The following is a 25,342-nucleotide window of genomic DNA, read 5'->3' on the forward strand; positions in this document are numbered from 1 at the left end:
GGTGCGGGGTTCTGAGCCGCTGTTGGATGCCCGGTACATATGTCGGTCGTGGGCGCGCTCCCGGGGAGTGTGAATCCCGAACGGCCCCAACCGCTTGATCCGGCCAGCCCGGACGCACCGTGGCGCCCCCCTCTCTCCCGTAGCAAGCGCGTTCTGACCTGCACGGCAAGTGCGTTCAGGGCCGGTAGTGGGGGCGTGAAAGGGGGCGCATTCGGGGCGCGTTCACGCCCCCCTGTCCGCCCGCACCGCCGCCACCGCCTTGCGCGCCGCGACCAGAACCGGGTCCCACACCGGGGAGAACGGCGGCGCGTACCCCAGATCGAGCGCCGTCATCTGCTCCACCGTCATCTGCGCCGTCAGCGCGACGGCGGCGATGTCGACGCGCTTGCCCGCGCCCTCCCGGCCGACGATCTGCACGCCGAGGAGCCGCCCGGTGCGCCGCTCGGCGAGCATCTTCACCGTCATCGGGGCCGCGCCCGGGTAGTACCCCGCCCTGCTCGTCGACTCGATGGTCACCGTCACGAACCGGAACCCGGCGGCCCGCGCGTCCTTCTCGCGCAGGCCCGTACGGGCGATCTCCAGGTCGCAGACCTTGCTGACGGCCGTGCCGACGACGCCGGGGAACGTGGCGTAGCCACCGCCCGCGTTCGCGCCGATGACCTGCCCGTGCTTGTTCGCGTGCGTGCCGAGCGGGATGTGCCGCTCACGCCCCGACACCAGGTCGAGGACCTCCACGCAGTCCCCGCCCGCCCACACGTTGTCGTGTCCGCGCACCCGCATCGCCAGGTCGGTCAGCAGCCCGCCGTGCTCGCCCAGCGGCAGCCCGGCCTCGCGGGCCAGCGTGGTCTCGGGGCGCACGCCGAGACCGAGCACCACCACGTCCGCCGGGTACTCGGCGTCCTCCGTGGCCACCGCCGCGACCCGCCCGTCGTCCCCCGTGAGGATCTTGGTGACCTCGGCGTCGTTCACCATCCTGATGCCCAGACCGGTCATCGCGTCGTGCACGAGGCAGCCCATGTCGGGGTCGAGGGTCGACATCGGCTCCTTGCCCCGGTTGACGACCGTCACCTCGTGGCCCCGGTCGACCAGCGCCTCGGCCATCTCCACGCCGATGTAGCCCGCGCCGATCACCACGGCCCGGCGGCCCGGCGTCCCCGTCAGCGTGTCGAGCAGGGCCTGCCCGTCGTCCAGGGTCTGCACGCCGTGCACCCCGGGGGCGTCGATGCCGGGCAGCGGCGGGCGGACGGGCGTGGCACCGGTGGCGATGACGAGCTTGTCGTACGACGTCCAGTACTCCTCGCCCGCCGTCAGGTCCCGGGCGAGCACGCGGCGGCCCGGGACGTCGAGCCGCACCACCTCCGTGCGCATCCGCAGGTCGATCGCGCGCTCCCGGTGCTGCTCCGGCGAGCGCGCGATCAGCTCGTCCCGCTCCCCGACGGCGCCGCCCACCCAGTAGGGGATGCCGCAGGCGGAGTACGAGGTGAAGTGGCCGCGCTCGAACGCGACGATCTCCAGCTCGTCCGGGCCCTTGAGCCTGCGCGCCTGCGACGCCGCCGACATGCCGGCCGCGTCGCCCCCGATGACCACAAGTCGCTCTCGTGTGCTGCTCATGGGGACACGCTACGGCCACCGCACGCTCAGTCGCCGTCCCCCTGGGGCGCCGGCTGACGCCGCGTCCGGGAGCGCACGACCCGCAGCCACAGCACGAGGAGCAGCGCGGCCACCGCCGCGAACGGCAGCACCGCGGCGAGGACCACCCCGACCCAGCGCAGCGCCGTCACGAACGCGTCCCAGCCGCCCGCGAGCGCGTCCCCGAACGAGGGGTCGCCGTCGTCCTCCGGAGCGGCCTTCTCCCGGCTCTCGGTGAGCGAGACCGTGATCGTCGCCATGCTCGTCCGGTCCTTCAGGGAGGCCTGCTGGGCGAGCAGCGCCTCCAGGTCGGACTGGCGGGTGGACAACTCCCCCTCCAGGGTGACCACATCGCTCAGCTTCGTCGCCCTGTCCATCAGCTCCCGCACGCGCGCCACGCTCGCCCGCTGCGACTTGACGCGGCTCTCCACGTCGACGACCTGATCGGTGACGTCCTGCGCCTTCGCGTCCCGGCCGATGAGCTTGCCGGTGCCTTCGAGCGCGGTGAGGACGTCCGCGTACTCGTCCTGCGGCACCCGCAGCACGACACGCGAGCGCTCGCGCCCCTCGCCGTCGCGTGAGGTGTTCTCGTTCCCCACGACGCCGCCCGCGTCCTCGGTGATCCGCCGCGCCTCGTCGAGCGCTTCGGGCACGTCCTTGACCCGGACGGTGAGCTTCGCGGTGCGGATGACGTGGGTGTCGGCCGGCTTGGGCGGCTTGCGCTTGCCGGCGTCACCGGCGCGGCTGTCCTCGGAGTTCCCCGACTGGTCCGCCCCGCCGCCGACACCCTTCTGGTTCCCCTCGGGCGCGATGTCCGCGGCCTTGCCGTCACCGCCGCTGTCACTGTCGCCGCCGCCGCCCGCGGTGCACCCCGTGAGCGCGAGCGCGACCGCCAGCAGAACGCCCGAGAGAGCCCGGACCGTGCGATGAGTGGATGTACTGGACGCGTGCATCGGCGTACCCCCCGGGGACGGTGACTGATGCTCCTACGACGGCGGGGAGGGGCACAGCGGTGGTTGCCTACCGGTTGCGATGCGGTCACGGTCGGGACTCGTCGGTCTGAGAGAGTGGAGCCATGCGCGAAACGGACACACGTACGGGGAACGGCCACGTGGTGGTCATCGGAGGCGGCATCGCGGGGCTGGCCGCCGCGCACCGACTGCTCAGCGCCGCCCCCGGTCGGCGGGTGACCGTCCTGGAGGCCTCCGGCAGGCTCGGCGGCAAGCTGCACGCGGCCGACATCGCCGGAATGCGCGTCGACCTCGGCGCCGAGTCGCTGCTCGCCCGCCGCCCCGAGGCCGTCGCCCTCGCCCGCGAGGTGGGCCTCGCAGACCACCTCCAGCCGCCCGCCACCGCGACCGCCGCCCTCTGGACCCGCGGCGCCCTGCGCCCCATGCCCAAGGGCCACGTCATGGGCGTGCCCGGCGACGCCTCCGCCCTCGCGGGAGTCCTCTCCGAAGAGGGCCTGCGCCGCATCGGGCGGGACCGCGAGCTGCCGCCCACCGAGGTGGGCGACGACGTCGCGGTCGGCGAGTACGTCGCCGCGCGCCTGGGCCGCGAGGTCGTCGACCGGCTCGTCGAACCGCTGCTCGGCGGCGTGTACGCGGGGGACGCGTACCGCATCTCGATGCGCTCGGCCGTCCCGCAGCTCTTCCAGGCGGCCCGCACCCACACCTCCCTCACCGAGGGCGTCCGCGACCTCCAGGCGCGCGCCGCGCGGAACCAGCAGACCGGCCCCGTCTTCATGGGCATCGACGGCGGCGTCGGCAGGCTCCCGCTCGCCGTCGCCGAGTCGGTACGCGCGCGTGGCGCCGAGATCCTGACGGACACGCCGGTCACCGAGCTGCGACGGACGGCCGACGGCTGGCGCGTGGGCACCGAAAGCGGTGCCTACGAAGCGGACGCCGTCGTCGTCGCGCTCCCCGCACCCGCCGCCGCCAAGCTCCTGGACGCCGAGTCGCCCGCCGCGGCCGCCGAGCTGCGCACCGTCGAGTACGCCTCCATGGCGCTCACGACCCTCGTCTACCGCCGGAGCGAGACCGACCTCCCCGAAGGCAGCGGTTTCCTCGTGCCGCCCGTCGACGGGCACACGATCAAGGCGTCCACCTTCGCCAGCCGCAAGTGGGGCTGGATCGACCGGCAGGACCCGGAGCTGCTGGTCCTCCGCACCTCGGTGGGACGGTACGGCGAGACGGCGGTCCTGGAGCGGGACGACGCGGAGCTCGTCGACGTGTCCCGGCACGACCTGCGCGAGGCCACCGGCCTGACCGCCACGCCCGTCGCGGCCCGCGTCACCCGCTGGGACGACGGCCTCCCGCAGTACCCGGTGGGCCACCACGCGCGCGTGGCCCGCATCCGCGCCCACGTCGCCGCCCTGCCCGGCCTCGCCCTCTGCGGGGCGGCGTACGACGGCGTCGGCGTCCCGGCCTGCGTCGCGAGCGCCAACGCCGCCGTCGACCAGCTGGCCGGTGATCTGGCCGGTGTGGAGGAGCTCACCAGGAACCCGGTGCAGAGCCTGCACGGCGGCGGAGGAGAATAGCCGCATGAGTGACGCTCCCGCCGAAGTCATCGGCAAGACCCCGAACGCCGGCAAGAAGGCGAAGGACCTCAACGAGGTCATCCGCTACACGCTGTGGTCCGTCTTCAAGCTGCGCGACGTGCTCCCCGAGAACCGCGCGGGCTACGCCGAAGAGGTCCAGGACCTGTTCGACCAGCTCGCCGCCAAGGACGTCACCGTCCGCGGCACCTACGACGTCTCGGGGCTCCGCGCCGACGCCGACGTCATGATCTGGTGGCACGCCGAAACGGCCGACGAGCTGCAGGAGGCGTACAACCTCTTCCGCCGCACCAAGCTGGGCCGCAACCTGGACCCGGTCTGGTCGAACATGGCGCTGCACCGCCCCGCCGAGTTCAACAAGTCGCACATCCCGGCGTTCCTCGCCGACGAGACGCCGCGCAACTACGTCAGCGTCTACCCCTTCGTGCGCTCCTACGACTGGTACCTGCTGCCCGACGAGGACCGCCGCCGCATGCTCGCGGACCACGGCAAGATGGCCCGCGGCTACCCCGACGTGCGCGCCAACACGGTCGCCTCGTTCTCCCTCGGCGACTACGAGTGGCTGCTCGCCTTCGAGGCCGACGAGCTCTACCGCATCGTCGACCTCATGCGTCACCTGCGCGCCTCCGAGGCCCGCATGCACGTCCGCGAAGAGGTCCCGTTCTTCACCGGCCGCCGCAAGTCCGTGGCGGAGCTCGTGGCGGGCCTCGCCTAGTAATTGGGTTGTGGCGCCCACCGGGCGCGGGTTTTCATCGAGAGGCCGGGCCGACGGGGCCCGGCCTCTCGTGCGTGACCGTGCGTGTACGTGCGTGAACCCCTACGTGGACAGAAAGCCGGTGTTGTATGCCCAGGGCCCTGCGGAACAGCTCGACGTCAGTTACTTCCGCATCGCTCCTCAGGAGTCACACCAGCCATGTCCCGCAACAACTCCAGGCGGGCGCGCACTGAAGCACGCGCCCAGTCCTTCCGCTGCCTGCACTGCGGCCTCGACGTACCGATGGCCGCACCCGGCACCGACCACCGCAACCACTGCCCCACCTGCCTGTGGAGCCGTCACCTCGACGACACCCCCGGCGACCGGGCGGCGGAGTGCGGCGCCCGGATGGAACCTCTCGCCATCTCCGTCAGAGGAGACGGCGAGTGGGTTCTCGTCCACCGCTGCACGCACTGCGGCGTCCTGCACGCCAACCGCACGGCGGGCGACGACAACGCGCTGCCGCTGACCCGGCTCGCCGTGCGCCCGCTCGCCCAGCCGCCGTTCCCGCTGGAGCGGCTCGGCGCGCTGTGACCGGCGATTCCTAGCGTTCCCTGGGCAGATCCACCGCCCGCACCGCGGACGCCGGCCGGGGCTCCTCGCGCGGTGCGCACGCCGCGTTCCGCTCGGGGAGCCTGCCCTCCAGGAGGTACGCGTCGAGGTGCGCGTTGACGCACTTGTTGGGGCCGCCCCCGATGCCGTGCGTGCCCGCGCCCTCCTCGGTCACCAGGACCGACCCGGACAGCCTGCGGTGCAGCTCCTTGGCGCCCTCGTACGGCGTCGCCGCGTCACGCTCGGCGGCCAGGATCAGCGTCGGGGCCAGCATGCCGGGGGCCGCGCCCACATCGACGGGCTGCTGTCGCGGCGCACGCCAGTAGGCGCACGGCAGGTTCATCCAGGCGTTGTCCCAGGTCTCGAAGGGCGCCACGCGCGCGAGCTGCGTGTTGTCGCGGTCCCAGGTCTCGAAGTCGGTGGGCCAGGGCGCGTCGTTGCACTCGACGGCGGTGTAGACGGCGTTGCCGTTCTCGTTCTCGGCGGCCGCCGCCGGTTCGGGAGCGGCCTGCTCGATCAGCGGCTTCGGGTCGCCCTTCAGATACGCGGAGAGCGCCGCCGCGCGCGACGGCCAGTAGTCGTCGTAGTAGCCGGCCTGGAGGAACGCGCTCTGCAGCTGCCCCGGGCCGACCTTGCCGCCCGCGGGCTTGCGGGCCAGTTCGGCGCTCACCTTCTGGTAGCTGCGCTCGACCGCTTCGGGCGTCGTGCCGAGGCGGTACGCCTTGTCGTGCTTGGCCGTCCAGGTGCGGAAGTCCGCCCACCGCCGCTCGAAGGCCAGCGACTGTTCGAGGTTGTTGCCGTACCAGACCTGCGTCGGGTCGGGGTTGACCGCCGAGTCGAAGACCATGCGGCGCACGTGCGTCGGGAACAGCGTCGCGTAGACGGCCCCGAAGTAGGTGCCGTACGAGGCGCCCATGAACGTCAGCTTCCGCTCGCCGAGCGCCGCCCGCAGCACCTCCAGGTCACGGGCGTTGTTCAGCGTCGTGTAGTGCCGAAGCCCGGGGTTGCGGTCCGCGCACCCCCGCGCGTACGCCTTCGCCCGCGCGATGCGCTTCTGCTTGTACGCGGCGTCGGGGTGCGTCGGCGACTGCGAGGGAGCCTTGCCGAACCGCTTCGGGTCCTGGCAGGACAGCGGCGCCGAGCGGCCGACGCCGCGCGGGGCGTAGCCGACCAGGTCGTACGCCGCCGCGATGCGCTTCCACTCCGGCAGGGTGCCCGCCAGCGGGAAGAACGTGCCGGACGCGCCGGGCCCACCCGGGTTGTAGACCAGCGCGCCCTGCCGCTCGACCGCCTTCTTCGCCGCCTTCTTGGTGGCCTTGACGCGGCTGACGGTCAGTTTGATCTGCTTGCCGTCGGGGCGGGCGTAGTCGAGCGGTACGGAGACGGTGCCGCACCGGACGGACGGCGGGAGGCCCTCGGACTTGGCGCAGGTGCCCCAGTGGATTCCTGCGGCCTCGGCGCGCTGGGCCGCGACGGTGGTGCCGGACATCTCGGGGTAGGGCGGGGCACCGCTCGCGCTTCCCGCGGGGGCGGCGACGAGGGCGGTCAGGACCAGGGATCCGACGGTTCCGTAGCGGGCGGCTGCTGCTCTCATCGCGCTCTTTACCTCTTTTGTCCGGCCGTGCGTTCCGGGTGGTGCTCGAACAAAAGTGATGATTCGTGTGGTATTTGGCGAAGTAAAGCACCGGCCTGCCGGTGTCGACCTCAATGACCCCGTTGCGTCGTTTCGCGGTGCGGCCGGCGGGAGAGGGCGGCCCGCAGCCCCGGATCGCCCACGGCGCGCACCCCGCGCACGGCGACGGCGGTGAGCTCCCCGCCGCGCACCGGCAGCGCGCCGAGCAGCCGCTGGCCCGCGGGGGACGCCCACCGTGTGTACGGATGGACCTCGACGCGGGCGATGAGCAGGCAGGCGGTGCACAGCACCAGCGGCAGCGCGAACCAGACCGCGACCGGCACCTGCCCGGCGGACCCCCGCTCCTGCCCCGGCATCAGCACCGCGACGGCACCGAGGCCGAGGACCGCCACCGTCGCGGCCCGCACCTGGCCCACCGCCGCCGCGACCCCCGCGCCGACACCGTCGGGGACGGCGAGGCCCGCCGCGACGAGCCGGTCCGCGAGCGCCCGCACGGGGTCGGCGGCGGCCGCGCCCCGGCGTATCGGAGCGATCCGCGACTGCCCCGCGGGGCCGATCGCGCCGAGCACCGAACGCTCCATGTCGTCGCGGCCCACCGGGTCGACGACGGTCGCCCAGCCGGTGTGCGCGATCAGCAGCCGGCGCGCCCCGGCCATCGCGACGAGCGTCACGTCGGCGACGCGCGACGGACCGCCGGAGAGGAACGCCGCCTCGTACAGCGTGAGTTCGTGCCCCGGGGCCACGGCCTGCTCCTGCGCGGCGGCGCGGCTCGCGGCGAGGCAGAGCCGGCCGCAGGAGAGGCCGGCCGCGGCCCAGGCGAGGAGGAGCAGGGGTACCCAGAACATGGCGGTTTTCTATGCGACGGCGCCGCGTGGCGCCACGGCTTATCCACTATCTGGACAGTGAGTGAAGGGCCGGCGACGTTCCGCTCACCTCTCACGGGGCTTCGGGCGGGAGGCCGCCGGGGGCAGCGGGAACGTGGGCGACGGGGTGACCGGGGTGGCCGAGCCGGGGGAGTCCGTGGGGCCGGGCGGGGCCGGTGTGCCGGTCGCCGGGCCCGCGGGGCCGGTCGTCGCCGCGTCCTCGGCGAGGCCGTCGAAGTCGACGAGACCGGTGCCCTCCAGGACCTTGATGTGGTCGAGGACGGTCGTGTTCGCGTCGTCGGCCAGGGTGCGCACCAGGGAGTTGCGGGTGTTCGCGCGCACCTCGGCCACCACGGAGAAGACCTTGCCGTGGGCCCGGCGCAGGATGTTCGCGAACTTCTGGTTGTACGCCTCGCCGCGCGCGCCGCTCAACTCGGCCAGCCAGTCGCGCTGCTGGCCGCTCGGCTGGCTGGGCAGTTCCAGCCCGAGCCGGGTCGCGACCTCGCGTACGCGCGCGTCCAGGAACGTGTGGCCCTCGACGAGGTGCTCGCCCGCGGTCCGCACGGCCGCGGTGGTGCCGCGCTCCTCGGCCTGCTGTCCGGCGGGCAGCTCCCACAGGCCCGCGAGGCGCACCTTGGTGATGAAGTCCCGGTCCAGCGCGGAGAGCGGCCCGAAGTCGGTGGAGACGGTGTCGGCCCGGAGTCTGTCGAGGGCGGTGCCCGAGCGGTCCTCGTAGGACCAGAGGGGGAAGATCAGCGCGGCCAGGGTCGCGACGAGGGCCGCGACGATGAGGCCGGTGCCGTTGACGGTTCGCAATCGCATGGCGCCTCCTGTAGCGCCACCGCACGTTAGTGCGCACCGGCAGGTGCGCGGCCCGATACGGCCGGGAGTACGTCACCTGCCGTACCGGGACCATGGGCCGACCGTCGCGGCGCGCGCTGTCAGAGGGCGGAGAGCCGACTGCTCAACATGACCCGCCGCCCCCGCCACCGCCGCAGGAGGAGCCACCGCCCCCGCCACCGCAGGACGACCCGCCTCCGCCGCTGCAGGACGAGCTTCCGCCGCCGCCGGAGCAGGACGACCCGCCGCCCCCGCCCGAGCAGCAGAAGCCGCCGCCCCCGCCGCTGTCGCCCGACCCGCACCACGCGGGCGTGCCGCTCCCCGAGTTCCACGAGGTCGAGTTCGTGTACGGCGCGGCGTACGGGCCGGGGGGAGGCGCCGCCGGAACCCGGACGCGGGCGGCGCTGATCAGCTGGGACCGCAGATCGGGGTGGGCCCACGCGAGGCCGCGCGTCGCCACCAGGTGCGCCGCCCCCGTGAGGTGGCGCGACGAGGCGACGTACTGCCGCAGCGCGTGCCGCCCCGCGACGGTCAGCTGCTTCGAAGTGACCGAGAGGCAGACGATGCCGCTGACCGTGCCGAAGACGGCGGCGGGCAGCAGCGCCAGGATGTCGACGAGCGGTGAGTCGGTGCTTCCCGGCTCCAGATAGCTGTTGGCGTGCCGCACCAGGGTCACGACGGCGCACACGATGAACCCGAGGAAGGTCAGGAAGGCCTGCGCCCCGGCCCAGCGGCGCCACTTGCGCTGCCGCCCCGGCCGCACGAGGAGGCCGCGCCGGGCGAGCGCCTCACCCGTCTCCTGTACCGGCCCGCTCCGCATCACGGCCACCCGCAGCCAGTGCAGGGCACCGCTGGGCGCCGCGGTGTGGGCGTCGAGGACCGCCTGCTCACCGGCGTTCCTGGCCTCCGGGCGGGGAATGCCGACGACACCGGGCCCCGCGACGACCAGCCGGCCGTCCTCGTGCAGGCCCGCGATCAGCGAGTCCGCGGCGCGGGCGGGGCCGCCCGAGAGGAACGCGGCCTCCAGGGTGCCCCGGACGTAGACGCCGTGCTCGGCGTCGAGCGGCTGCCGCCCCTGGTACGGGGAGCGGGTGCGGCGGGCCGCCACCACGCCCCGGATCAGCTCGGCGGCGGCGAGCGAGACGACGACCGTGTACACCATGGCGATGACGCTCATGGCTTCACCGCCTCAGCAGGACGCGGCGGGTGGCGTGCAGCAGTCTGGCGGCGGGCCGCCGCGACAGCGGCGCCGGGCCCGACCGCTCCAGCCACCAGTCGCTCAACCGCCGCCGGGCGTCGGCCTGTTCGGGGCGCCCGGCGAGCAGCAGGTGCTCGGCGAAGTCCAGCGCGTCGTGCCGGTAGCCGCCGGTCATCGGCCGGGCCCTGGCGTACGTGAGGAACTCGGCGCGGTACGCCGCGCCGAGGATGTCCGGCAGTTCCGGCGCGACCTTCGCGACGACGTCGGCCCGCTTGGCGGCGAGCGCGTGGCTCTGCACCCGCAGGCGCGCGTGGTCGAAGCCCTCGGGCGCCGGGGTGCCCGCGACGAGCGCGGAGAGCAGGGCGACCTGGGCGACGGCGGTGCGCTGCCGGGCGGCGGCGGAGGCGGCCGGGACCTCGCGGCGGTCGGTGGTGTCCTCGGCGGGCAGCTCGCCGGACGCCTTCACGGTGGCCCGAATGGCGTCCAACTCCCTTTCCAGCTCAGCTGGTTCAGGGAAGTTCTCGTCCCGCTCCAGGAGGACCCCGGGCGGGGACACGCGCGACGCGAGGTCGGCGAGGACGGCGAGGACGGGCTCCGGCACCGGGTGCGCGTGGCTGTCGTGCCAGACGCCGTCCCGCTCGAAGCCGCCCGCCACATGGACGTACGCGATGGCCTCGACGGGCAGCTCGTCGAGGGCCTTTGCCGGGTCCTCGCCGCGGTTGACGTGGTTGGTGTGCAGGTTGGCGACGTCGATGAGGAGCCGGACGCCCGTGCGGTCGGCCAGCTCGTAGAGGAACTGCCCCTCCGTCATCTCCTCGCCGGGCCACGCGACGAGCGCCGCGATGTTCTCCACGGCGAGCGGCACGGGCAGCGCGTCCTGCGCGATGCGGACGTTCTCGCAGAGCACGTCGAGCGCGTCGCGAGTGCGCGGCACCGGCAGCAGGTGCCCGGCCTCCAGCGGCTGCGTGGCGGTGAGGGCGCCCCCGGCCCGTACGTACGCGATGTGCTCGGTGACCAGCGGCGCGCCGAGGGCCTCGGCCCGCTCGGCGAGCGCGGTGAGACGCCCCTCGTCGGGCCGGTCCGCGCCGCCGAGGCCGAGCGAGACGCCGTGCGGCACGACGGTCACACCGCGCTCGCGCAGCCGCACCAGGGAGTCCGGCAGATGCCCCGGACAGACGTTCTCCGCGACGGCCTCGACCCAGTCGATGCCGGGCATCGCCTCCACGGCGTCCGCTATCTCGGGACGCCAGCCGATCCCGACCCCCAGCCGCCCCCGCTCCGCCACACGCTCCATGTCGCTCCCCCTTCGTCCCCCTGCGTCCCCAGGTCATGACCCTGCCGGGAGCGGGCGAACCCTCGGGTGAGGACGTTCAGAGCTACATTTGAGGTTCCGGCCGGCCGGTGTTGATCTCCCCGGGCGGTCCGGGCGAGGGCCTCGACGTGGCGGAGACGTCGCCGCTCGGCCCGGCGGGCGCGGGCTCCGGGGGAGCGGCCCCGGAGGGCGCGGGAGGCCCGGTGGGACTGGCGGTCGCGGTCGACGCGGCGCCGTTCGCGATCCCGTCGAAGTCGACGAGCCCGGTGGCCTCCAGCATCGTGATGTGGTCGAGGACGGTCTGGTTGGCGTCCGTGGCGAGCTGCCGGATCAGGGAGTTGCGGGTGCTGTCGCGCACCTGCGCGACGACGCTGAAGACCTTCCCGTGCGCGACGCGCAGCAGGTTCGCGAACTTCCGCTGATACGTCTCACCGCTCGCCGCGGACAGCTCCTCCAGCCACCCCTGCTGCTGCTCGGTCGGCTGGTTGGGCAGCTCCACGCCGAGCTGCGCGGCGACGGTCCTGGCCCGCTGGTCGAGGTCGGTGTGCCCGACGATGAGGTGGTCGCCCGCCTCCTTGATCGCCTCGGTCGGCGCCCGCTCGACGGCCTGCTGGCCCGCGGGTATCTCCCACAGCCCGGCGAGCCGCACCTTCACGAGCAGATCCCGGTCGGCCGCGGAGAGCGGCCCCCACTGGGTCGCCACGGAACCGGCGGCCAGATTGGCAGGACCGGTGCTGGAGCGGTCGGCGTACGACCACACGGGGAACGCGATCGCCCCCAGCGTGGCGACGAGTGCCGCGATGATCAGAGCCGTGCCGTTGACGCGCCGCAAGGTGCCTCCCGAGGTGCTCCCGTGTCGCCGGTGGTACCGGGGAGTACGGAAGATACGGGCGGGGCGTTCAACCGCGCGAGATGTCGGACGAGGCGGAGTCGCCTTCCGGCGCGTGGTTCAAAGACAGGCTTTCAGCGGCGCAGGGCCGGGTGGTCGGCCACCACGGTGCAGGAGCCCGGGGCGATCTCGGTGAAGCCCGCGTCGCGGACCACCGGGAGGCCGCTCGTGGTGAGGGTGCGCCAGTGCCCGGCCTCGGGGGTGCGGACGGAGAGGGGGAAACCGGCCTCGCGCCAGTTCGTGCGCTCCTCGGCCGACAGCTCCCACCAGGCCAGCTGCGCGCCGTGCCCCGCCTGCGCCATCGCCTTGCCCGCCGACATGTCGACCTCGGGGCTCATCCACAGGACCGGGTGCGTCGGGTCGGCGCCGGCCGGAGGCTCCGGGTCGTCCAGGTCCGTGCCGGACACCTGGAGGCGCGCCAGGTCCTTGGGCCAGCCGTCCAGCGGGACCGGCGGGAAGACCCGGACCTCCGCCGACTTGCCGGTGACCGTGATGCCGGGCAGCGCCTCCGCCCTGCGCCACTCCGCGCCGCGCGCCCTGCGCACCACCTTGCGGATACGGGCGTCCTGCCAGTCGCGCATCGCCTGCGCCCACTCCCCGTCACCGAGGGACCGCTCGTCGCTCAGCATCACCAGGACGGCGCGGGCCGCGGTCTCCAGGGCATCCGTGCGGGCCGGGGGAGCGTCGCGCTCGATGCGGGCGACGAGCGGCAGTACGTACTGCGGGGCGTCGTCGCGGTGGGTACTTTCGTGGCGGAACGGGCTGTCCCCGACGTTGTCGCTGTTCACGACCGCCAGTCTGCCAGCCGGGCGCCGGTGCGCGTGCGCGAGGATGACCTCATGGAACGTGATCTCGCGGTGCGGCTCGACGGGGTGGGCCGCCGCTACGGCATGGGCGGCGCGTGGGTGCTGCGCGATGTCGACCTGGGCATACGGACAGGCTCGCTGGTGCGCGTAGAAGGCGCCAACGGCACGGGAAAGTCGACCCTGTTGAGGCTGCTCGCCGGTATCGACGCGCCCTCCGAGGGGCGGGTCACCGGTCGTCCGCGCACGGCGTTCGTCCCCGAACGGTTCCCGGCCGCCCTGCCGTTCACGGCCGTCGGCTACCTCACGCACCTGGGCCGCGTGCACGGTCTCACGCGCGGTACGGCACGGCGGCGCGCGACGGAGTGGCTCGAGCGGTTCGGCGCCGCCGGGTACGCGCGGACGCCGCTGTCGGAGCTCTCCAAGGGCAGCAGCCAGAAGGTCGCCGTGGCGCAGGCGCTGCTGGCCGAGCCCGACCTGCTGATCCTCGACGAGGCGTGGACGGGCCTGGACGCGCCCGCCCGCGCCACACTCGACCGCGCGGTGGCCGCCCGTACGGCGGCGGGCGGCTCCGTGGTCTTCGTCGACCACGACCCGCGCCGGCTGCTGGGCCTCGCCGACGAGACGTACGCGGTGACCGGCTCCACCCTGAACCGCCGTACGGCACACGACACTTCAGGGGAGCGGCGGCAGCTCCCGACGGTCCTCATCGAGGCGCAGGGCCCCCAGGGCGCGGAGCTCCCGCCCTCCGTGACGGAGACGGCGGTGGAGACAGCCCCCCGGACCTCCGACGGCACCGCACACCTCACGGTCCCGCGGCCCCACTCCGACCGGGTCCTGCGGGAACTCCTGACGGCACGGCCGCCGTGGCACGTGGTGAGGGTGAGCGCCACGACCGGGGAAGAGCGCAAGCACGAAGTGTGTGGTGAGGAGCTGTGATGTCCGCTCTGCTGCGCTACCAGACCGCCCTGCTCGTCCGCTCCCAGCGCTGGCTGCCGCCCGTGATCCTCTACGCCGTGTTCCTCGGCATCGGCGTGCAGGGCGGCCAGCCGATCCTGGACTCGCTGGCGTACGCGGCCGGGGCGCTGCTCCCGGTGTCGGCCTGGCTGGTACGGATCTGCGTGACCAACGAGCCGCCCGCCGCACGGAGTTGCGCGGCCGCCGCCGCGGGGCCCGGGCGGGCCCACCTCGCCTCGCTGCTCGCCGCGTTCCTCGCGGCGGCCGCGCTGGGCGGGGCGGCGACCCTCGTCGTGACAGCCATCAGCGACGCGGTGAGCACCAACGCGCGGGTGCCGGTGCCGCGGATCGCCGCGGGGGCGGCGGGCCTGGTCGCGATGCTGATCACCGCGCTGCTCGGCACGGCGCTCGGGGCGCTCGCCAACTGGCCGCTACTGCGCTCCGCGGGCCGGGCCGTCCCCACGATGCTGCTCGGCGCGCTGCTCCTGCTCGTCACCACGGGCTCCCCCGCGAAGTCGGCCCTCACCGACCTGACCACGGGGTCGCGGGAGGGCACCGTACCGGTGATGGTGGGCGCCTCGGCGGGGGCGATCGCTGTCGCCGCGGGGGCGGTGTGGGTGGCTTGTGCGCTCTGTTCGCGGCGGGGGTGAGGAGGGGTAAGGGACGGGTGGGTCGAACCTCACCCCGAGCACGCCGACCGCTGCGCCTCCAGCCACTCGCACGCCGGGCACAGCGTGCTGCCCCTGTGGGATTCCGGGTACTCCGTGAGCTCGCGGCACAGGACGCATTCGGCGACCGGTTCGGCCGGTACCGAGTGTGCCGTCTCCGGCGCGGAGCGCCCCGCACCGGCCGACTCGCGGTAGTCCTCGCAGTCCTCATCCGTCGCCATACGGATCACCCTAGCCCCGGGCCCCCGCCGCCCCCGCCGCCGTCCCGATCTGCTCCGACACCCGGACGAACCGGAAGCCCCGCTCCCGCAGCTTCGGGACGATCGTGCGCAGGGCGCGCTCCGTCGCGGGCGCCGCGCTGCGCGTGCAGTGCATGACGACGACCGAGCCGGGCCGCACCCCGTCCACCACCTGCCGGGCCACCGCCGAGGCGTCCGTCGCGAAGGCGTCGCCGCTGACCACGTCCCACTGCACCGCGGTGACGCCGCCCGGCGCGAGCGCGCGCAGGGCCCGCCGGTCGTAACACCCGCCAGGGAAACGGAAGTACGGCACCGGGCGCTCGACGCCCGCCGCGCGGAAGGCGGCGAAGGCGCGTTCCATGTCGGCGCGCATGCGGGCCGCGGGCACGGCGGGCAGGCCGTAGCAGCTGCCGGTGAAGGCGTGGTGGCTGTACGAGTGGTTGGCGACCTCGAAGAGCGGGTCGCGCCCGATGTCCTTGGCCTGGTCCGGGTACTCCTCGGCCCACCGCCCCGTCATGAAGAACGTCGCGGGCACCTTCAGCCGCCGCAACGTGGCGACCAGCTCCGGATTGTCGAACCGCTCACCGGCCGCCGCGCGCGGCCCCTGGTTCGCCGTCATGTCGGCGTCGAAGGTGAGGGCGACGGTCCGGCCGCGCGTCCGGGACCCGTTGGTGAACACGGGGGTGAGGCCGGAGGGCCCCGGCGCGAGGGTGGGCGGGGCGGTCACCGGGGGCCGGGTGGGGTGCCCCGGGTGACCGGGTGCGGCGGTGTCGCCGGCGCATCCGGCGAGGACGGCGGTCAGGGTGCCGAGGGCGCAGAGCGCGGCGCATCTCCGTACGAGAGTGATCACCCGCTGACAATATAGGTGGATAGTCGGTAAATCGGGTAAATCGGACGCGTCGCCTACTGGAGTGAGGCCCTCAGACCCAGCCCTCCAGCGACGCCATGAACCCGTCGAAGTCGTCCCGGTGGATCGTGTGCCCGGCCCCCCGAACCGTCCGCACCTCGAATCCCCGCCGCGCCAGCTCCTCCTTGAGCGGGTCCCGGACGACGATGCTGGGGTCGGCGACCTGCACGAGCGAGGGCACGACCGGCGCCGCCGGGGTGCGGTCGACCGCACCCGCGCCGGACAGCGACAGCGCGGTGTCCGGGTCCCAGACGGCCAGCGTGGCGACTTCGATGTCCACGTCGGCCGCCTCCCAGCGCGGGTTGAACTTCGCTATGACCTCGCGCGGTATCCGCTGGAACTCCACGAACGTCGCGGGATCGACCGCGCCCTCGGTGCCGAGCGCCCACGCCGGGTCGGAGTAGACGGCCCGCGCCGGCGCGAGCCGCTCGACCGCGAGGGCGAGCGCGAGAGCGCCGAGCGAGTGCCCGAGCGCGAGCTCCGCGCCGGCCGGCAGCGTGTCGACGAGGTCGTCCGCGAAGACCTCCGCGCCGTACGCGCCACGCCCGCTCGCGCCGTGCCCGCGCAGATCGACGCCGATCACGCGGTAGCCCCGGTCGGCGAGAGCGGGACCCACGCGGCGCCAGGTCCGGTGGTCCGACATGATCCCGTGGACCAGGAGGGCCACGCGGTCGCCGGTGCCCCACTCGTGGGTGTGCAGCTTCATCGTGAGGATGCCTTTCGGTACGAGGGCAGGGCGGTACGTCTGGATCTTCCGCATCCCGCCGGATCCTCCGCCAGATCTTGTGACGCACGCGACAGAGGGGCGGCCCCCGGCCGACTCCCGCTCGCGCGCGGTGACGCGGGGGTTCCGCATATCCTCGTCTCCGGTACGTCCAGCACTTCCAGGGCGTCCCATACATCCGGTACGTCGGTACGTGCGGTGGGCCCCGGGGTCTCCCGCGTCGCAGCGCTCTTCGTGCCCCAGCGCCCCGCGACCACGAGGAGTCCTTGATGTCCCGCATCGAGTGGACCGAGAACGAGACCGAGACCGACAGCGCGCGGTGGCACTCCGAGAGCGGTGCCGCCGCGCCCCGCCGCGTCGTCGTCGCCGACGACCGGACGAAGGCCGCCGACGCCTACCGGCTCGTCTGCGAGGGCACCGCGCTGCTGTGGCGAGGCGACTTCCACGGCGCCCGGCAGCTCCTGAGCGCCCTCGGCCGCCGGGTGGACCGGAAGGCGTCCGCACCGGGCAAGAGATCCGCGCCGGGCAAGACCCCCGCACCCGGCGCCACCGTCGCCGACTCCTTCCACCTGCACCGCCGCGCCCGCGGCCACCGCGCCCGCGTGCTCGGCATGCTGCTGGTGCGGTTGGAGGACGACTACGGCCTCGCCCTGCGCCGGGCGCCCGACGTCCGCGCCGCCTGCCACGAGGCGTACGGGCCGCCCGACGGGCCGGTGGTGGTCTCCCTGCGCGAACTCCTCGGCGTGATCGGCGCCCACGAGTGGCGGTCCAAGGGCGTGCACGTGCCTGCTCTCGACGCCCGGATCCACCCGCACTACGGCGTGTTCTCGCCGGTCAGGGGCGAGTACGTCGACCTGGTCGGCCAAGTGCCGCTGCCCGGCGCGGCGGTGGGGGGCGCGCCCCCGCGGCGTACGGCGTTCGACATCGGCACCGGAACCGGCGTGCTCGCGGCCGTCCTCGCCCGCCGGGGCGTCGACCGGGTGGTGGCCACCGACATCAACCCGCGCGCCGTCGCCTGCGCACGGGACAACGTCGAACGGCTCGGGCTCGAAGGGTGGGTCGAGGTCGTCGAGACGGGGCTCTTCCCGGCGGGCCGCGCCGCGCTCGTCGTGTGCAACCCGCCGTGGCTGCCCGCCCGGCCGACCTCCGCCGTCGAGCAGGGCGTGTACGACCCGGGCGGCTCGATGCTGCACGGCTTCCTGGACGGGCTCACCGGGCATCTGGAACCCGCGGGGGAGGGCTGGCTCATCCTCTCCGACCTGGCCGAGCACCTCGGACTCCGGTCGCGGGACGAGCTGTTGGCGGCCTTCGACGCGGCGGGGCTGCGGGTGGTGGACCGCCACGACATCGCGCCGCGCCATCCGCGCGCCGCGGACGCCACCGACCCCCTGCACGCCGCCCGCGCGGCCGAGGTCACGTCACTGTGGCGGCTGACGCCCGCCTGACCGGCCGGATCGCGGCCGGACCGTTTTGAAGTGACCGATTCAGAACCGTGTTAGCGTTCCTCTTCGTCAGTTCTGAAGCGCTTGCTCCAAAAGGGGGTCGCCGCCATGCCGCTTGCGGTGTACGTCATCGGGTTCGGCATCTTCACCCAGGGAACCTCGGAGTTCATGCTGTCCGGCCTGCTGCCGGGCATGGCCGACGACTTGGGCGTCTCCGTCCCCGACGCCGGGCTGCTCATCTCGGCCTTCGCGGTCGGCATGGTCGTCGGCGCGCCGCTGCTCGCCGTCGCGACCCTGAGCTGGCCCCGCCGCACGGCGCTCGTGTCGCTGCAGGCGGCCTTCGTCGTCGCCCACGTCGTCGGCGCCCTCGCGCCCGGCTACACCGTCCTGTTCGTGACGCGCGTGATCAGCGCCCTCGCCTACGCCGGATACTGGGGCGTCGCCGTGGCCGCGGCGGTGGCGCTCGTACCGGCGGACGCCAAGGCGCGGGCGGTCGCCGTGGTCGCGGGCGGGCTCACGCTCGCCACCATTGTCGGCGTCCCCGCGGGCACGGTGCTCAGTCAGTTCTCCGGCTGGCGCGCCGCGTTCTGGGCCGTCGCCGCCGCCACCGTGGTGAGCCTGGCCGGCACGCTGCTCGCCGTCCCCGGCGGCCGCGGCGAGGAGGCCCGCCCCTCCGTCCGGGCCGAACTGCGGGCCATGGCACGCCCGCAGCTGTGGCTCTCGTACGCCGTCACCGCCTTCACCTTCGGCGCGGTCATCGTCACCTTCAGCTATCTGGGGGCGCTGCTCACCGAGGTGAGCGGGGTCTCCGAAGGGTGGGTGCCCGCGGTCCTCGCGCTGTTCGGCGTCGGCGGGATGGCGGGCATCGTGATCGGCGGGCGCACCGGCCAGACGCGTCCGCTCGGCACGCTCGGCCTGGGGCTCGGCGCGCTCGCCGTCCTCTCCGCGCTGCTCGCGTCGGCGGCGCACGTGACGGCCGTGGTGATCGTCCTCGTCTTCCTGCTCGGCCTCGCCGGCTACGTCACCAACCCCGCCCTGCAGTCCCGGGTGTTCAGCCTCGCGCCGGGTGCGCCGACGCTGGCCGGCGCGGTCAACACGGCCGCGTTCAACGTCGGCAACACCGTCGCCCCGCTCCTCGGCGGCCTGGCCATCGGAGCCGGGCACGGCTATGCCTCGGTGGCGTGGGTCGGCGCCGCGCTGGCCGCCGCGGGGGCGGTGGCCGTGCTGTGGGCGGCGCGGCTGCAACGGGCCGGACGGACCCGGCCGCCACTGGCCGGGCAGCGTACGACCGTGACCGCACACGACACGGCGAAGGCGGAGGTGTGACCATTTTGTATGAGCGTTCCAAAACGGTTACCGTAGGCCCATGGCCAGACCCCGGGAGTTCAACGAGGACCGCGTCGTCACCGCCGCCATGGAGACGTTCTGGCGCCACGGGTACGAGGGCACCTCGACGCGCGACCTGTGCGACAGCACGGGCCTCGGCCCTTCCAGCCTCTACAACACCTTCGGCGGCAAGCGGCAGCTCTATCTCCGCGCCCTCCAGCGCTACCACGACACCGCCACCGCCGAGCAGGTCGAGATCCTGCGCGGGGACGGTCCCGCGAAGGAGCGGCTGCGCGCCATGATGATCCACGCCGTCGACGCGGACCTCGAAGAGACGGGTGCGCGCGGCTGCTTCGCGATCAACGCGGCCATCGAGGCCGCCGCGCTCGACCCCGAGGTCAGGGAAGCGGTGCGGCGCAGCTTCGACCGGGTCGAGGACGAGCTGTGCGCGGTCGTGGAGGAGGGGCGGCGCGCGGGCGAGATCCGCTCCACGGGAGACGCGCGGACGGTGGCCCGCCGGGTGCAGAGCACGTACTACGGCCTGCGGGTCCTCGGCCGCGTACAGGAGGACCGCGACATCCTGCTCGCCACGGTGGACGGGGCGCTCGCCGACCTGTGAGCCCGCGGCCCGCGCCGCGCTGACGTACCGCTGACGCGTGACGCGCGGCCGTTTATCGGACATTGATCGCCTGCGGCGACGCTCCTTCTCAGGTCCGTGCCCCGCATGGACCCACGGAACCGTCGACCGGAGGTACGCACATGAAGGTTGTCCGCTCCCTCAAGAAGAAGATCACCGGCGAGAAGAGCCTCAAGGCCTACGCCTGGTACCACTGGTACTAGGCCGAGCCGGTCACCGCGCATCCCGCGCGGATACGTATCCCGTAGGGACGTAATGCGCCGTTGAGACCCGCGCCCGGTGTGCCACCCCCAACAGGCCGCCGGGCGCGGGCCTCCCGCTCCTGGAGAGGCCCGATGTCCATATCCGGTACCGACCGGCTCGCGCGGACCACCGTCTTCACGCCGCGACTCCACGCCCTGCTGCGCGACCACCGCGGCCAGGACGTGTTCCGCCTGGACGCCGACACCGTCGGCGTCGCCGGGCCCGCCCTCACCGACCAGATCCTCGCCGCGCGCCCCGCTACCGAACGCGAACGCCCCACCTTCAAGCCGCTGCACGGACGCTCCATCCCGCGCACCGAGGCGTCCACCGTCATGCGGGCCATCGGCCGCGACGTGCGGGCGGCGCTCAAGAAGCCCGTGCCGGGCGGCCTCGACCTCACCGGGGAGTGGCCGCACGTCGGCCACGTCCACCTGCGCGACCTGATCCTCGGCGCCGACCCGTACCGGCTGCGCATCCTCATGGACCGCACCCTGGAGCTGACGCCCAAACTGACCTGGACGGTCATCGCCACCGGCGCCGCCCTGCCCGGCAGGCTCCGCCCCGGCGCCCCCGTCACGAGCATCGCGGGCCTGACGGCGGACGCCGCCACCTACAGCGACCGCCGCTACGCCATGGGCCTGTACCGGCGTGCCGCCGCCCCCGTCTGCTTCACCGTCTCCACGCTCGTCGCCAACGCGTACTGGCTCGGGGCGCCCTTCGACGACGGGACGCCGAACGAGCACATCCTGTACGAGTCCATGCGGCTGCTGCCGCCGTCCTGGAACATCCTGCGGAACGCGTCCCCCGAGTACCCCGCCCTCGACGACCGCATCGGCGCCGGCGACGACATCCTGCTCCTGCCGCTGCTCAGCCACCGCGACCCGGAGCTCTGGGACGACCCCGACACGTTCCGCCCCGGCCGCTGGGCCGCCCTCGACCCCGACGACCACCCCGGCTACCTCCCCTTCGGCCACGCCTCGGAACGCTGCTGGGGCCGGCACATGGTGATGCCGCTGGCCGGAATGCTGCTCGACATCCTGCGCGCCGACGACGTGACGGTCGACGCCCGCCAGACCACCGCGAAGGTCCCGCTCGCGGGCCTGCTCGGCGTCGACAAGGTGCGGATCGTCCGTGGCGGGCGGTAGCCGGAGGCTCCGAGGGGGCCAACCGGCGCTGTGGCGGGGCCAGTTGTTCACGCGACGTATCCCCAGAAGTAATCCCAGCTGCTTGGATGTTCGAGCGCCCGAACAAGGGCGGCATCCGTATCAGCCGTCACCGCGGCAACCACCCCCACACCCACAGGAGTCACCGTGTCGCACACAGCGCTGCGCAGGACCCGCGCCGCCGCGATCACCTCCGTGTTCGCCGCCGCCACGCTCGGCGCCGTCGCGCCGTCCGCGACGGCCGCCGACGCCTCCGCCGCTCCTCCCTCGCTCAAGGTGCTCACGTACAACGCCTTCCTGTTCAGCAAGTCGCTCTACCCGAACTGGGGCCAGGACCACCGCGCCAAGGCGATCCCGGCCGCCGGCTTCTTCCGGGGCCAGGACGTCGTCGTGCTCCAGGAGGCCTTCGACAACTCCTCGTCCGACGCGCTGAAGGCGAACGCGGCGGCCCAATACCCGCACCAGACACCGGTGATGGGCCGCGGCAAGGACGGCTGGGACGCCACCGGCGGCGCGTACTCCTCGGTGACGCCGGAGGACGGCGGCGTGACGGTGCTGAGCAAGTGGCCGGTCGTGCGCAAGGAGCAGTACGTCTACAAGGACGCGTGCGGCTCCGACGCCTACTCCAACAAGGGCTTCGTGTACGCCGTCCTCGACGTGAACGGCACGAGGACGCACGTCGTCGGCACGCACGCCCAGTCCACCGACCCCGGCTGCGGCAGCGGCGAGGCCGCGGCCACCCGCGCTAAGCAGTTCAAGGAGATGGACGCCTTCCTGGACGCCAAGAACATCCCCGCCGCCGAACAGGTCATCGTGGCGGGCGACTTCAACGTGGACTCGCGCAGCTCCGAGTACGCCTCGATGCTCGCCGACGGCGGCCTCGCCGCCGCCGACACCCGCACCGGCCACCCGTACTCCTTCGACACCCGGGACAACTCCATCGCCGCCGAGCGTTACCCTGACGACCCGCGCGAGGATCTCGACCACATCCTCCACCGCAAGGGCCACGCCCGGCCCGCCACCTGGCACAACAACGTGATCAAGGAGCAGAGCGCGCCCTGGACGGTCTCCAGCTGGGGCAAGGAGTACACGTACACGAACCTGTCGGACCACTACCCCGTAACGGCCTACTAGGGGTACTAGGGGAGGCGCGACCTGGATGGGCGCGGAGGACACCGCCGCGACACTGCGGGCGATCGGCGACGAACTGTCGGACCGCTTCTACGAGCGGGACGACGTGGTGCGGACCCTGCTGGCGACGCTGCTGGCCGGTCAGCACTCGCTGCTGCTCGGCCCACCGGGAACAGCCAAGTCCGAGCTGGCCCGGGAGCTCACGGGCAGGGTCGTGGGCGCGTCCTACTGGGAGATACTCCTCTCCAAGTTCACCGCGCCCACCAGGATGTTCGGCCCTGTCGACGTCGCCGCGCTGGCCAGGGGCGAGTACCGCCAGGTCTACGACGGCCGCGCCACGACCGCGCACATCGCGTTCATCGACGAGATCTTCAAGTGCTCCACGGCGGCGCTGAACGAGACGCTGGGCTACCTCAACGAGCGGATCTACCACCCCGAGAGCGGCGGCGAGCCCATCCGCTGCCCCCTCATCGGGGCCATCACGGCGAGCAATGAACTGCCCGAAGGGGACGGTACGGCCGCGATCTACGACCGGCTCCTCGTCCGCCTCGAAGTCGGATATCTGGAGGACCCGGCGAACTTCGCCGCGCTGGTCCGCTCCGCCGTCCGCCGCCCGCGGGCGGCGGCGCGGACCACGGTCGAGCTGGCCGATCTGCGGCACGCCGTGACCGAGGCCGTCCCGGCCGTGGAGGTCCCCGACGGGATCGTGGACGCGGTGTGCACGCTCCGGGCCGCCCTGCGCCGCAAGGAACTCATCGCCTCCGACCGGCGCTGGCGGCAGGCGGTGGGCCTGCTCCAGGCGTCCGCGTACCTGGCAGGGCGCCCGGCGGTCGCCGAGACCGACCTGTCGGTGCTGACCCATGTGCTGTGGGACTCGCCCGCCCAGCGCCCGACCGTCGAGCGTGAGGTGCTGCACCTGGTCAACCCCGACGCCAAGGAGGCGCTCGACCTGGCCGACACCATCGACGAGCTGGAGACCCAGCTCGACGCCATGGCCGGGCAGTCCCGCGAGGCGCTGAGCGAGTGGGTCATCACGAAGGCCCACGGCAAGCTCGCCCTGGCGGGCAAGCGGCTGGAGCGGCTGCGCGCGGAGGCGGCCGCCGCGGGCCGCTCCACCGCCACCGTCGAACGGGTCACGGGACGCCAGCGGGCCGTCCGCGCACGTGTCCTCACCGAGGCCCTGGGACTGGACGCGAGCACGGTGCGGGACCAGCTCGGCGGGCCGGGGGAGCCGGGGAGTGAGTGAGACACCGGGCACGCTCGACGAGCTCGCGAGCCGTGCCGGGACGTGGCCGGGCCCGGCCGCCGCCGTTCCCGAGCGGCACACCACGGCCGTGGTCGCGGACCGGTTCGACCGGATCACCTGGCGCGACACCTACGAGCAGTCGGCCGGACTGCGCGAGCTGGCCGACGAGTTGCACCAGCGCCACGGCCACACCGCCGACCTGCTGGCCGACGCGTTCCTCGCCGCCTACAAAGCCGCCCCGCGACTGCGCGAGCCCGCGGAGATGGACCCCTGCCGGCTGGTCCACCACCAGATCATCACCGCGCTGGTGGACTCACCCGACTTCGCCGGCCTGCGCCGCGAGACGGCCGGCGACCCCTACGCCGCCGCCGTGGCCGTACTCGCCCAGGCCACCGCGCTGCGCCAGATCCTCGAGCGCTCCCGGGACGCCCTGCGCCAGGCCGAACAGGCGAACAGTGCTCGGCAGGCCGCCGAAGCCGCGGCGACCGCCACCGCCGAAGCACTCCGGCAGGCCGCCGGACAGGCCGCGGAGGACGGCACCGTGCCCACCCCGGCCGTCGACGCCGTACAACAGGCGATCGCGGCCGCCGAGAGCGCGGAGGCCGACGCCCGGCGGGCCGCCCGGGGCGCCGCGCAGGCCCTCGCCGCGGCGGCCCCCGGCAACCGTGCCGCCGCGCGGAACGCGGTGGCGAAAGCGGCACGGGCGGCGCGACAGGAGGCCACGCTGACGCGGGCATGGGGGATCGGCCCCGGCGAGCTGGAGCGGATGCCCTACGAAGAACGCGCCCGGCTCGCCGAGCGGCTGCGCGCCGGCCGACTCGCCCGGTGGGCCGAACTCATCGGCCGCTTCCGGCAGATGGCCGACGGCGAACGCGCCCGCAAGGTGGAGAACGCCACCGGCGAACTCGTCGGCGTCACGCTCGGCGACGACCTCTCCCGCGTCGTCCCCTCCGAGCTGGCCAACCTCGGCCTGCCCGGACTGCGCGCCGTGTTCGCCGCGCGCTACGCCGCCGGGGAACTGATGCTGTACGACAGCCGGGGAGAGCAGGCCACCGGCCGGGGCGCGGTCGTCGCGTGCGTCGACACCTCGCACTCCATGTACATGGAAGGGCCCGGCGGAGTCACCCGGGAGGCCTGGGCCAAGGCGTGCGCCCTCGCCCTGCTGGACCAGGCCCGGCACGCCCGGCGGGACTTCGTCGGCATCCTCTTCTCCGCCGCCGACAAGATCCAGGTCTTCCGCTTCCCGGCCGACCGGCCCGCCGACATCGCCCGGGTGCTCGACTTCGCGGAGACCTTCCTCGGCGGCGGCACCAGCTACCAGACACCCCTCTCGGCGGCGGGCGACCTGCTGGCGGAGGAGTTCGACGACGCCGCCCGCAGGCGCGGCGACATCGTGCTGCTCACCGACGACGAATGCGGCGTGACCGAGGAGTGGACGCGCGGCTGGAACGACGCCAAACGCCGGCTGGGCTTCCGCGTCTTCGGCGTGGCCATCGGCGCCCCGCCCGCCGCCGAAGAGGGCTCGGTCCTGGACGCCCTCTGCGACAACCTGCGCTCCGTCGAGGATTTCACCGACGTCCGGGCCGCCGCCGACCTCTTCCGCCTGATCTGACCCGGCGCGGCCGTTGG

25 protein-coding genes are annotated in these 25,342 nt (G+C 73.8%); 13 read left to right on the top strand and 12 right to left on the bottom strand.

The window, feature by feature from the left end; genetic code table 11:
• Positions 1-222: 222 nt before the first annotated feature.
• Together ACI2L3_RS07025 and ACI2L3_RS07030 are read right to left on the bottom strand one after the other, a co-directional pair.
• The gene (locus ACI2L3_RS07025) at positions 223-1,611 is read right to left on the bottom strand and encodes an FAD-dependent oxidoreductase (RefSeq protein ID WP_404751261.1); all 1,389 of its coding nucleotides are present in this window, start codon (positions 1,609-1,611) and stop codon (positions 223-225) included.
• Positions 1,612-1,637: 26 nt separating this feature from the next.
• Positions 1,638-2,582, bottom strand: a complete 945-nt coding sequence (locus ACI2L3_RS07030; protein WP_404751262.1) for a DUF4349 domain-containing protein — start codon at positions 2,580-2,582, stop codon at positions 1,638-1,640.
• A gap of 122 nt (positions 2,583-2,704) precedes the next feature.
• Between ACI2L3_RS07030 and hemG the strand changes: the two genes are divergently transcribed.
• From hemG to ACI2L3_RS07045, 3 genes are all read left to right on the top strand, one after another.
• Positions 2,705-4,168: a protoporphyrinogen oxidase gene (gene hemG, locus ACI2L3_RS07035; RefSeq protein ID WP_404751263.1), complete on the top strand. Its 1,464-nt coding sequence runs from the start codon at positions 2,705-2,707 to the stop codon at positions 4,166-4,168.
• A gap of 4 nt (positions 4,169-4,172) precedes the next feature.
• Positions 4,173-4,901 (top strand): hydrogen peroxide-dependent heme synthase, encoded by a 729-nt coding sequence (hemQ, locus tag ACI2L3_RS07040; RefSeq protein WP_404751264.1) that lies wholly within the window; start codon positions 4,173-4,175, stop codon positions 4,899-4,901.
• A gap of 198 nt (positions 4,902-5,099) precedes the next feature.
• Positions 5,100-5,474 (top strand): RNHCP domain-containing protein, encoded by a 375-nt coding sequence (locus ACI2L3_RS07045; protein WP_404751265.1) that lies wholly within the window; start codon positions 5,100-5,102, stop codon positions 5,472-5,474.
• A gap of 10 nt (positions 5,475-5,484) precedes the next feature.
• On the opposite strand, the gene ACI2L3_RS07050 is transcribed toward ACI2L3_RS07045, so the two are convergent.
• The 7 genes from ACI2L3_RS07050 to ACI2L3_RS07080 form a co-directional block, all read right to left on the bottom strand.
• Positions 5,485-7,086: an alpha/beta hydrolase gene (locus ACI2L3_RS07050; protein WP_404751266.1), complete on the bottom strand. Its 1,602-nt coding sequence runs from the start codon at positions 7,084-7,086 to the stop codon at positions 5,485-5,487.
• 110 nt (positions 7,087-7,196) lie between these two features.
• A complete protein-coding gene (locus tag ACI2L3_RS07055) occupies positions 7,197-7,970 on the bottom strand; it encodes a TIGR04222 domain-containing membrane protein (protein WP_404751267.1) in 774 nt (257 codons plus the stop codon).
• 84 nt (positions 7,971-8,054) lie between these two features.
• A complete protein-coding gene (locus ACI2L3_RS07060; protein WP_404751268.1) occupies positions 8,055-8,810 on the bottom strand; it encodes a DUF4142 domain-containing protein in 756 nt (251 codons plus the stop codon).
• A 142-nt stretch (positions 8,811-8,952) separates the two neighbouring features.
• Positions 8,953-10,005, bottom strand: a complete 1,053-nt coding sequence (locus ACI2L3_RS07065) for a TIGR04222 domain-containing membrane protein (protein WP_404751269.1) — start codon at positions 10,003-10,005, stop codon at positions 8,953-8,955.
• Positions 10,006-10,009: 4 nt separating this feature from the next.
• Complete coding sequence (locus ACI2L3_RS07070) at positions 10,010-11,320, bottom strand: DUF692 domain-containing protein (RefSeq protein ID WP_404751270.1); 1,311 nt, start codon at positions 11,318-11,320, stop codon at positions 10,010-10,012.
• Positions 11,321-11,402: 82 nt separating this feature from the next.
• Positions 11,403-12,170 carry a DUF4142 domain-containing protein gene (locus ACI2L3_RS07075; protein ID WP_404751271.1) on the bottom strand — a complete coding sequence of 256 codons (768 nt, stop codon included), beginning with the start codon at positions 12,168-12,170 and terminating at the stop codon, positions 11,403-11,405.
• A gap of 131 nt (positions 12,171-12,301) precedes the next feature.
• Complete coding sequence (locus tag ACI2L3_RS07080; protein ID WP_404751272.1) at positions 12,302-13,015, bottom strand: peptidyl-tRNA hydrolase; 714 nt, start codon at positions 13,013-13,015, stop codon at positions 12,302-12,304.
• Between the two features lie 51 nt (positions 13,016-13,066).
• Here ACI2L3_RS07080 and ACI2L3_RS07085 point away from each other — a divergent pair, with 51 nt between their 5' ends.
• Positions 13,067-13,969, top strand: a complete 903-nt coding sequence (locus tag ACI2L3_RS07085; protein ID WP_404751273.1) for an ATP-binding cassette domain-containing protein — start codon at positions 13,067-13,069, stop codon at positions 13,967-13,969.
• The gene (locus ACI2L3_RS07090) at positions 13,969-14,637 is read left to right on the top strand and encodes an ABC transporter (protein ID WP_404751274.1); all 669 of its coding nucleotides are present in this window, start codon (positions 13,969-13,971) and stop codon (positions 14,635-14,637) included. The genes ACI2L3_RS07085 and ACI2L3_RS07090 overlap by 1 nt, the downstream gene beginning before the upstream one ends.
• Positions 14,638-14,666: 29 nt before the next feature.
• Here ACI2L3_RS07090 and ACI2L3_RS07095 read toward each other — a convergent pair whose 3' ends face one another.
• The 3 genes from ACI2L3_RS07095 to ACI2L3_RS07105 all read right to left on the bottom strand — a co-directional run bounded on the left by ACI2L3_RS07095 (position 14,667) and on the right by ACI2L3_RS07105 (position 16,507).
• Entirely contained in the window at positions 14,667-14,876 is a 210-nt protein-coding gene (locus ACI2L3_RS07095; protein ID WP_404751275.1) for a hypothetical protein, read from the bottom strand.
• A gap of 10 nt (positions 14,877-14,886) precedes the next feature.
• A complete protein-coding gene (locus ACI2L3_RS07100; RefSeq protein WP_404751276.1) occupies positions 14,887-15,744 on the bottom strand; it encodes a polysaccharide deacetylase family protein in 858 nt (285 codons plus the stop codon).
• Between the two features lie 70 nt (positions 15,745-15,814).
• Complete coding sequence (locus ACI2L3_RS07105; protein ID WP_404751346.1) at positions 15,815-16,507, bottom strand: alpha/beta fold hydrolase; 693 nt, start codon at positions 16,505-16,507, stop codon at positions 15,815-15,817.
• 287 nt (positions 16,508-16,794) lie between these two features.
• Here ACI2L3_RS07105 and ACI2L3_RS07110 point away from each other — a divergent pair, with 287 nt between their 5' ends.
• The 8 genes from ACI2L3_RS07110 (at position 16,795) to ACI2L3_RS07145 (ending at position 25,325) form a co-directional block, all read left to right on the top strand.
• Positions 16,795-17,970: a methyltransferase gene (locus ACI2L3_RS07110; protein WP_404751277.1), complete on the top strand. Its 1,176-nt coding sequence runs from the start codon at positions 16,795-16,797 to the stop codon at positions 17,968-17,970.
• 105 nt (positions 17,971-18,075) lie between these two features.
• On the top strand, positions 18,076-19,293 hold the full coding sequence (locus ACI2L3_RS07115; RefSeq protein WP_404751278.1) for a Cmx/CmrA family chloramphenicol efflux MFS transporter: 1,218 nt from the start codon (positions 18,076-18,078) through the stop codon (positions 19,291-19,293).
• Positions 19,294-19,333: 40 nt separating this feature from the next.
• Positions 19,334-19,912 (top strand): TetR/AcrR family transcriptional regulator, encoded by a 579-nt coding sequence (locus tag ACI2L3_RS07120; RefSeq protein ID WP_404751279.1) that lies wholly within the window; start codon positions 19,334-19,336, stop codon positions 19,910-19,912.
• Between the two features lie 140 nt (positions 19,913-20,052).
• The gene (locus ACI2L3_RS07125) at positions 20,053-20,133 is read left to right on the top strand and encodes a tryptorubin family RiPP precursor (RefSeq protein WP_223828759.1); all 81 of its coding nucleotides are present in this window, start codon (positions 20,053-20,055) and stop codon (positions 20,131-20,133) included.
• Between the two features lie 132 nt (positions 20,134-20,265).
• A complete protein-coding gene (locus ACI2L3_RS07130; protein WP_404751280.1) occupies positions 20,266-21,318 on the top strand; it encodes a cytochrome P450 in 1,053 nt (350 codons plus the stop codon).
• A 165-nt stretch (positions 21,319-21,483) separates the two neighbouring features.
• Entirely contained in the window at positions 21,484-22,470 is a 987-nt protein-coding gene (gene sph / locus ACI2L3_RS07135; protein WP_404751281.1) for a sphingomyelin phosphodiesterase, read from the top strand.
• Positions 22,471-22,495: 25 nt separating this feature from the next.
• A complete protein-coding gene (locus ACI2L3_RS07140; protein ID WP_404751282.1) occupies positions 22,496-23,713 on the top strand; it encodes an AAA family ATPase in 1,218 nt (405 codons plus the stop codon).
• The gene (locus ACI2L3_RS07145; protein ID WP_404751283.1) at positions 23,706-25,325 is read left to right on the top strand and encodes a VWA domain-containing protein; all 1,620 of its coding nucleotides are present in this window, start codon (positions 23,706-23,708) and stop codon (positions 25,323-25,325) included. The genes ACI2L3_RS07140 and ACI2L3_RS07145 overlap by 8 nt, the downstream gene beginning before the upstream one ends.
• Positions 25,326-25,342: the final 17 nt, after the last annotated feature.

Source organism: Streptomyces sp. NPDC029674 (assembly GCF_044903205.1).
Lineage (GTDB): Bacteria > Actinomycetota > Actinomycetes > Streptomycetales > Streptomycetaceae > Streptomyces.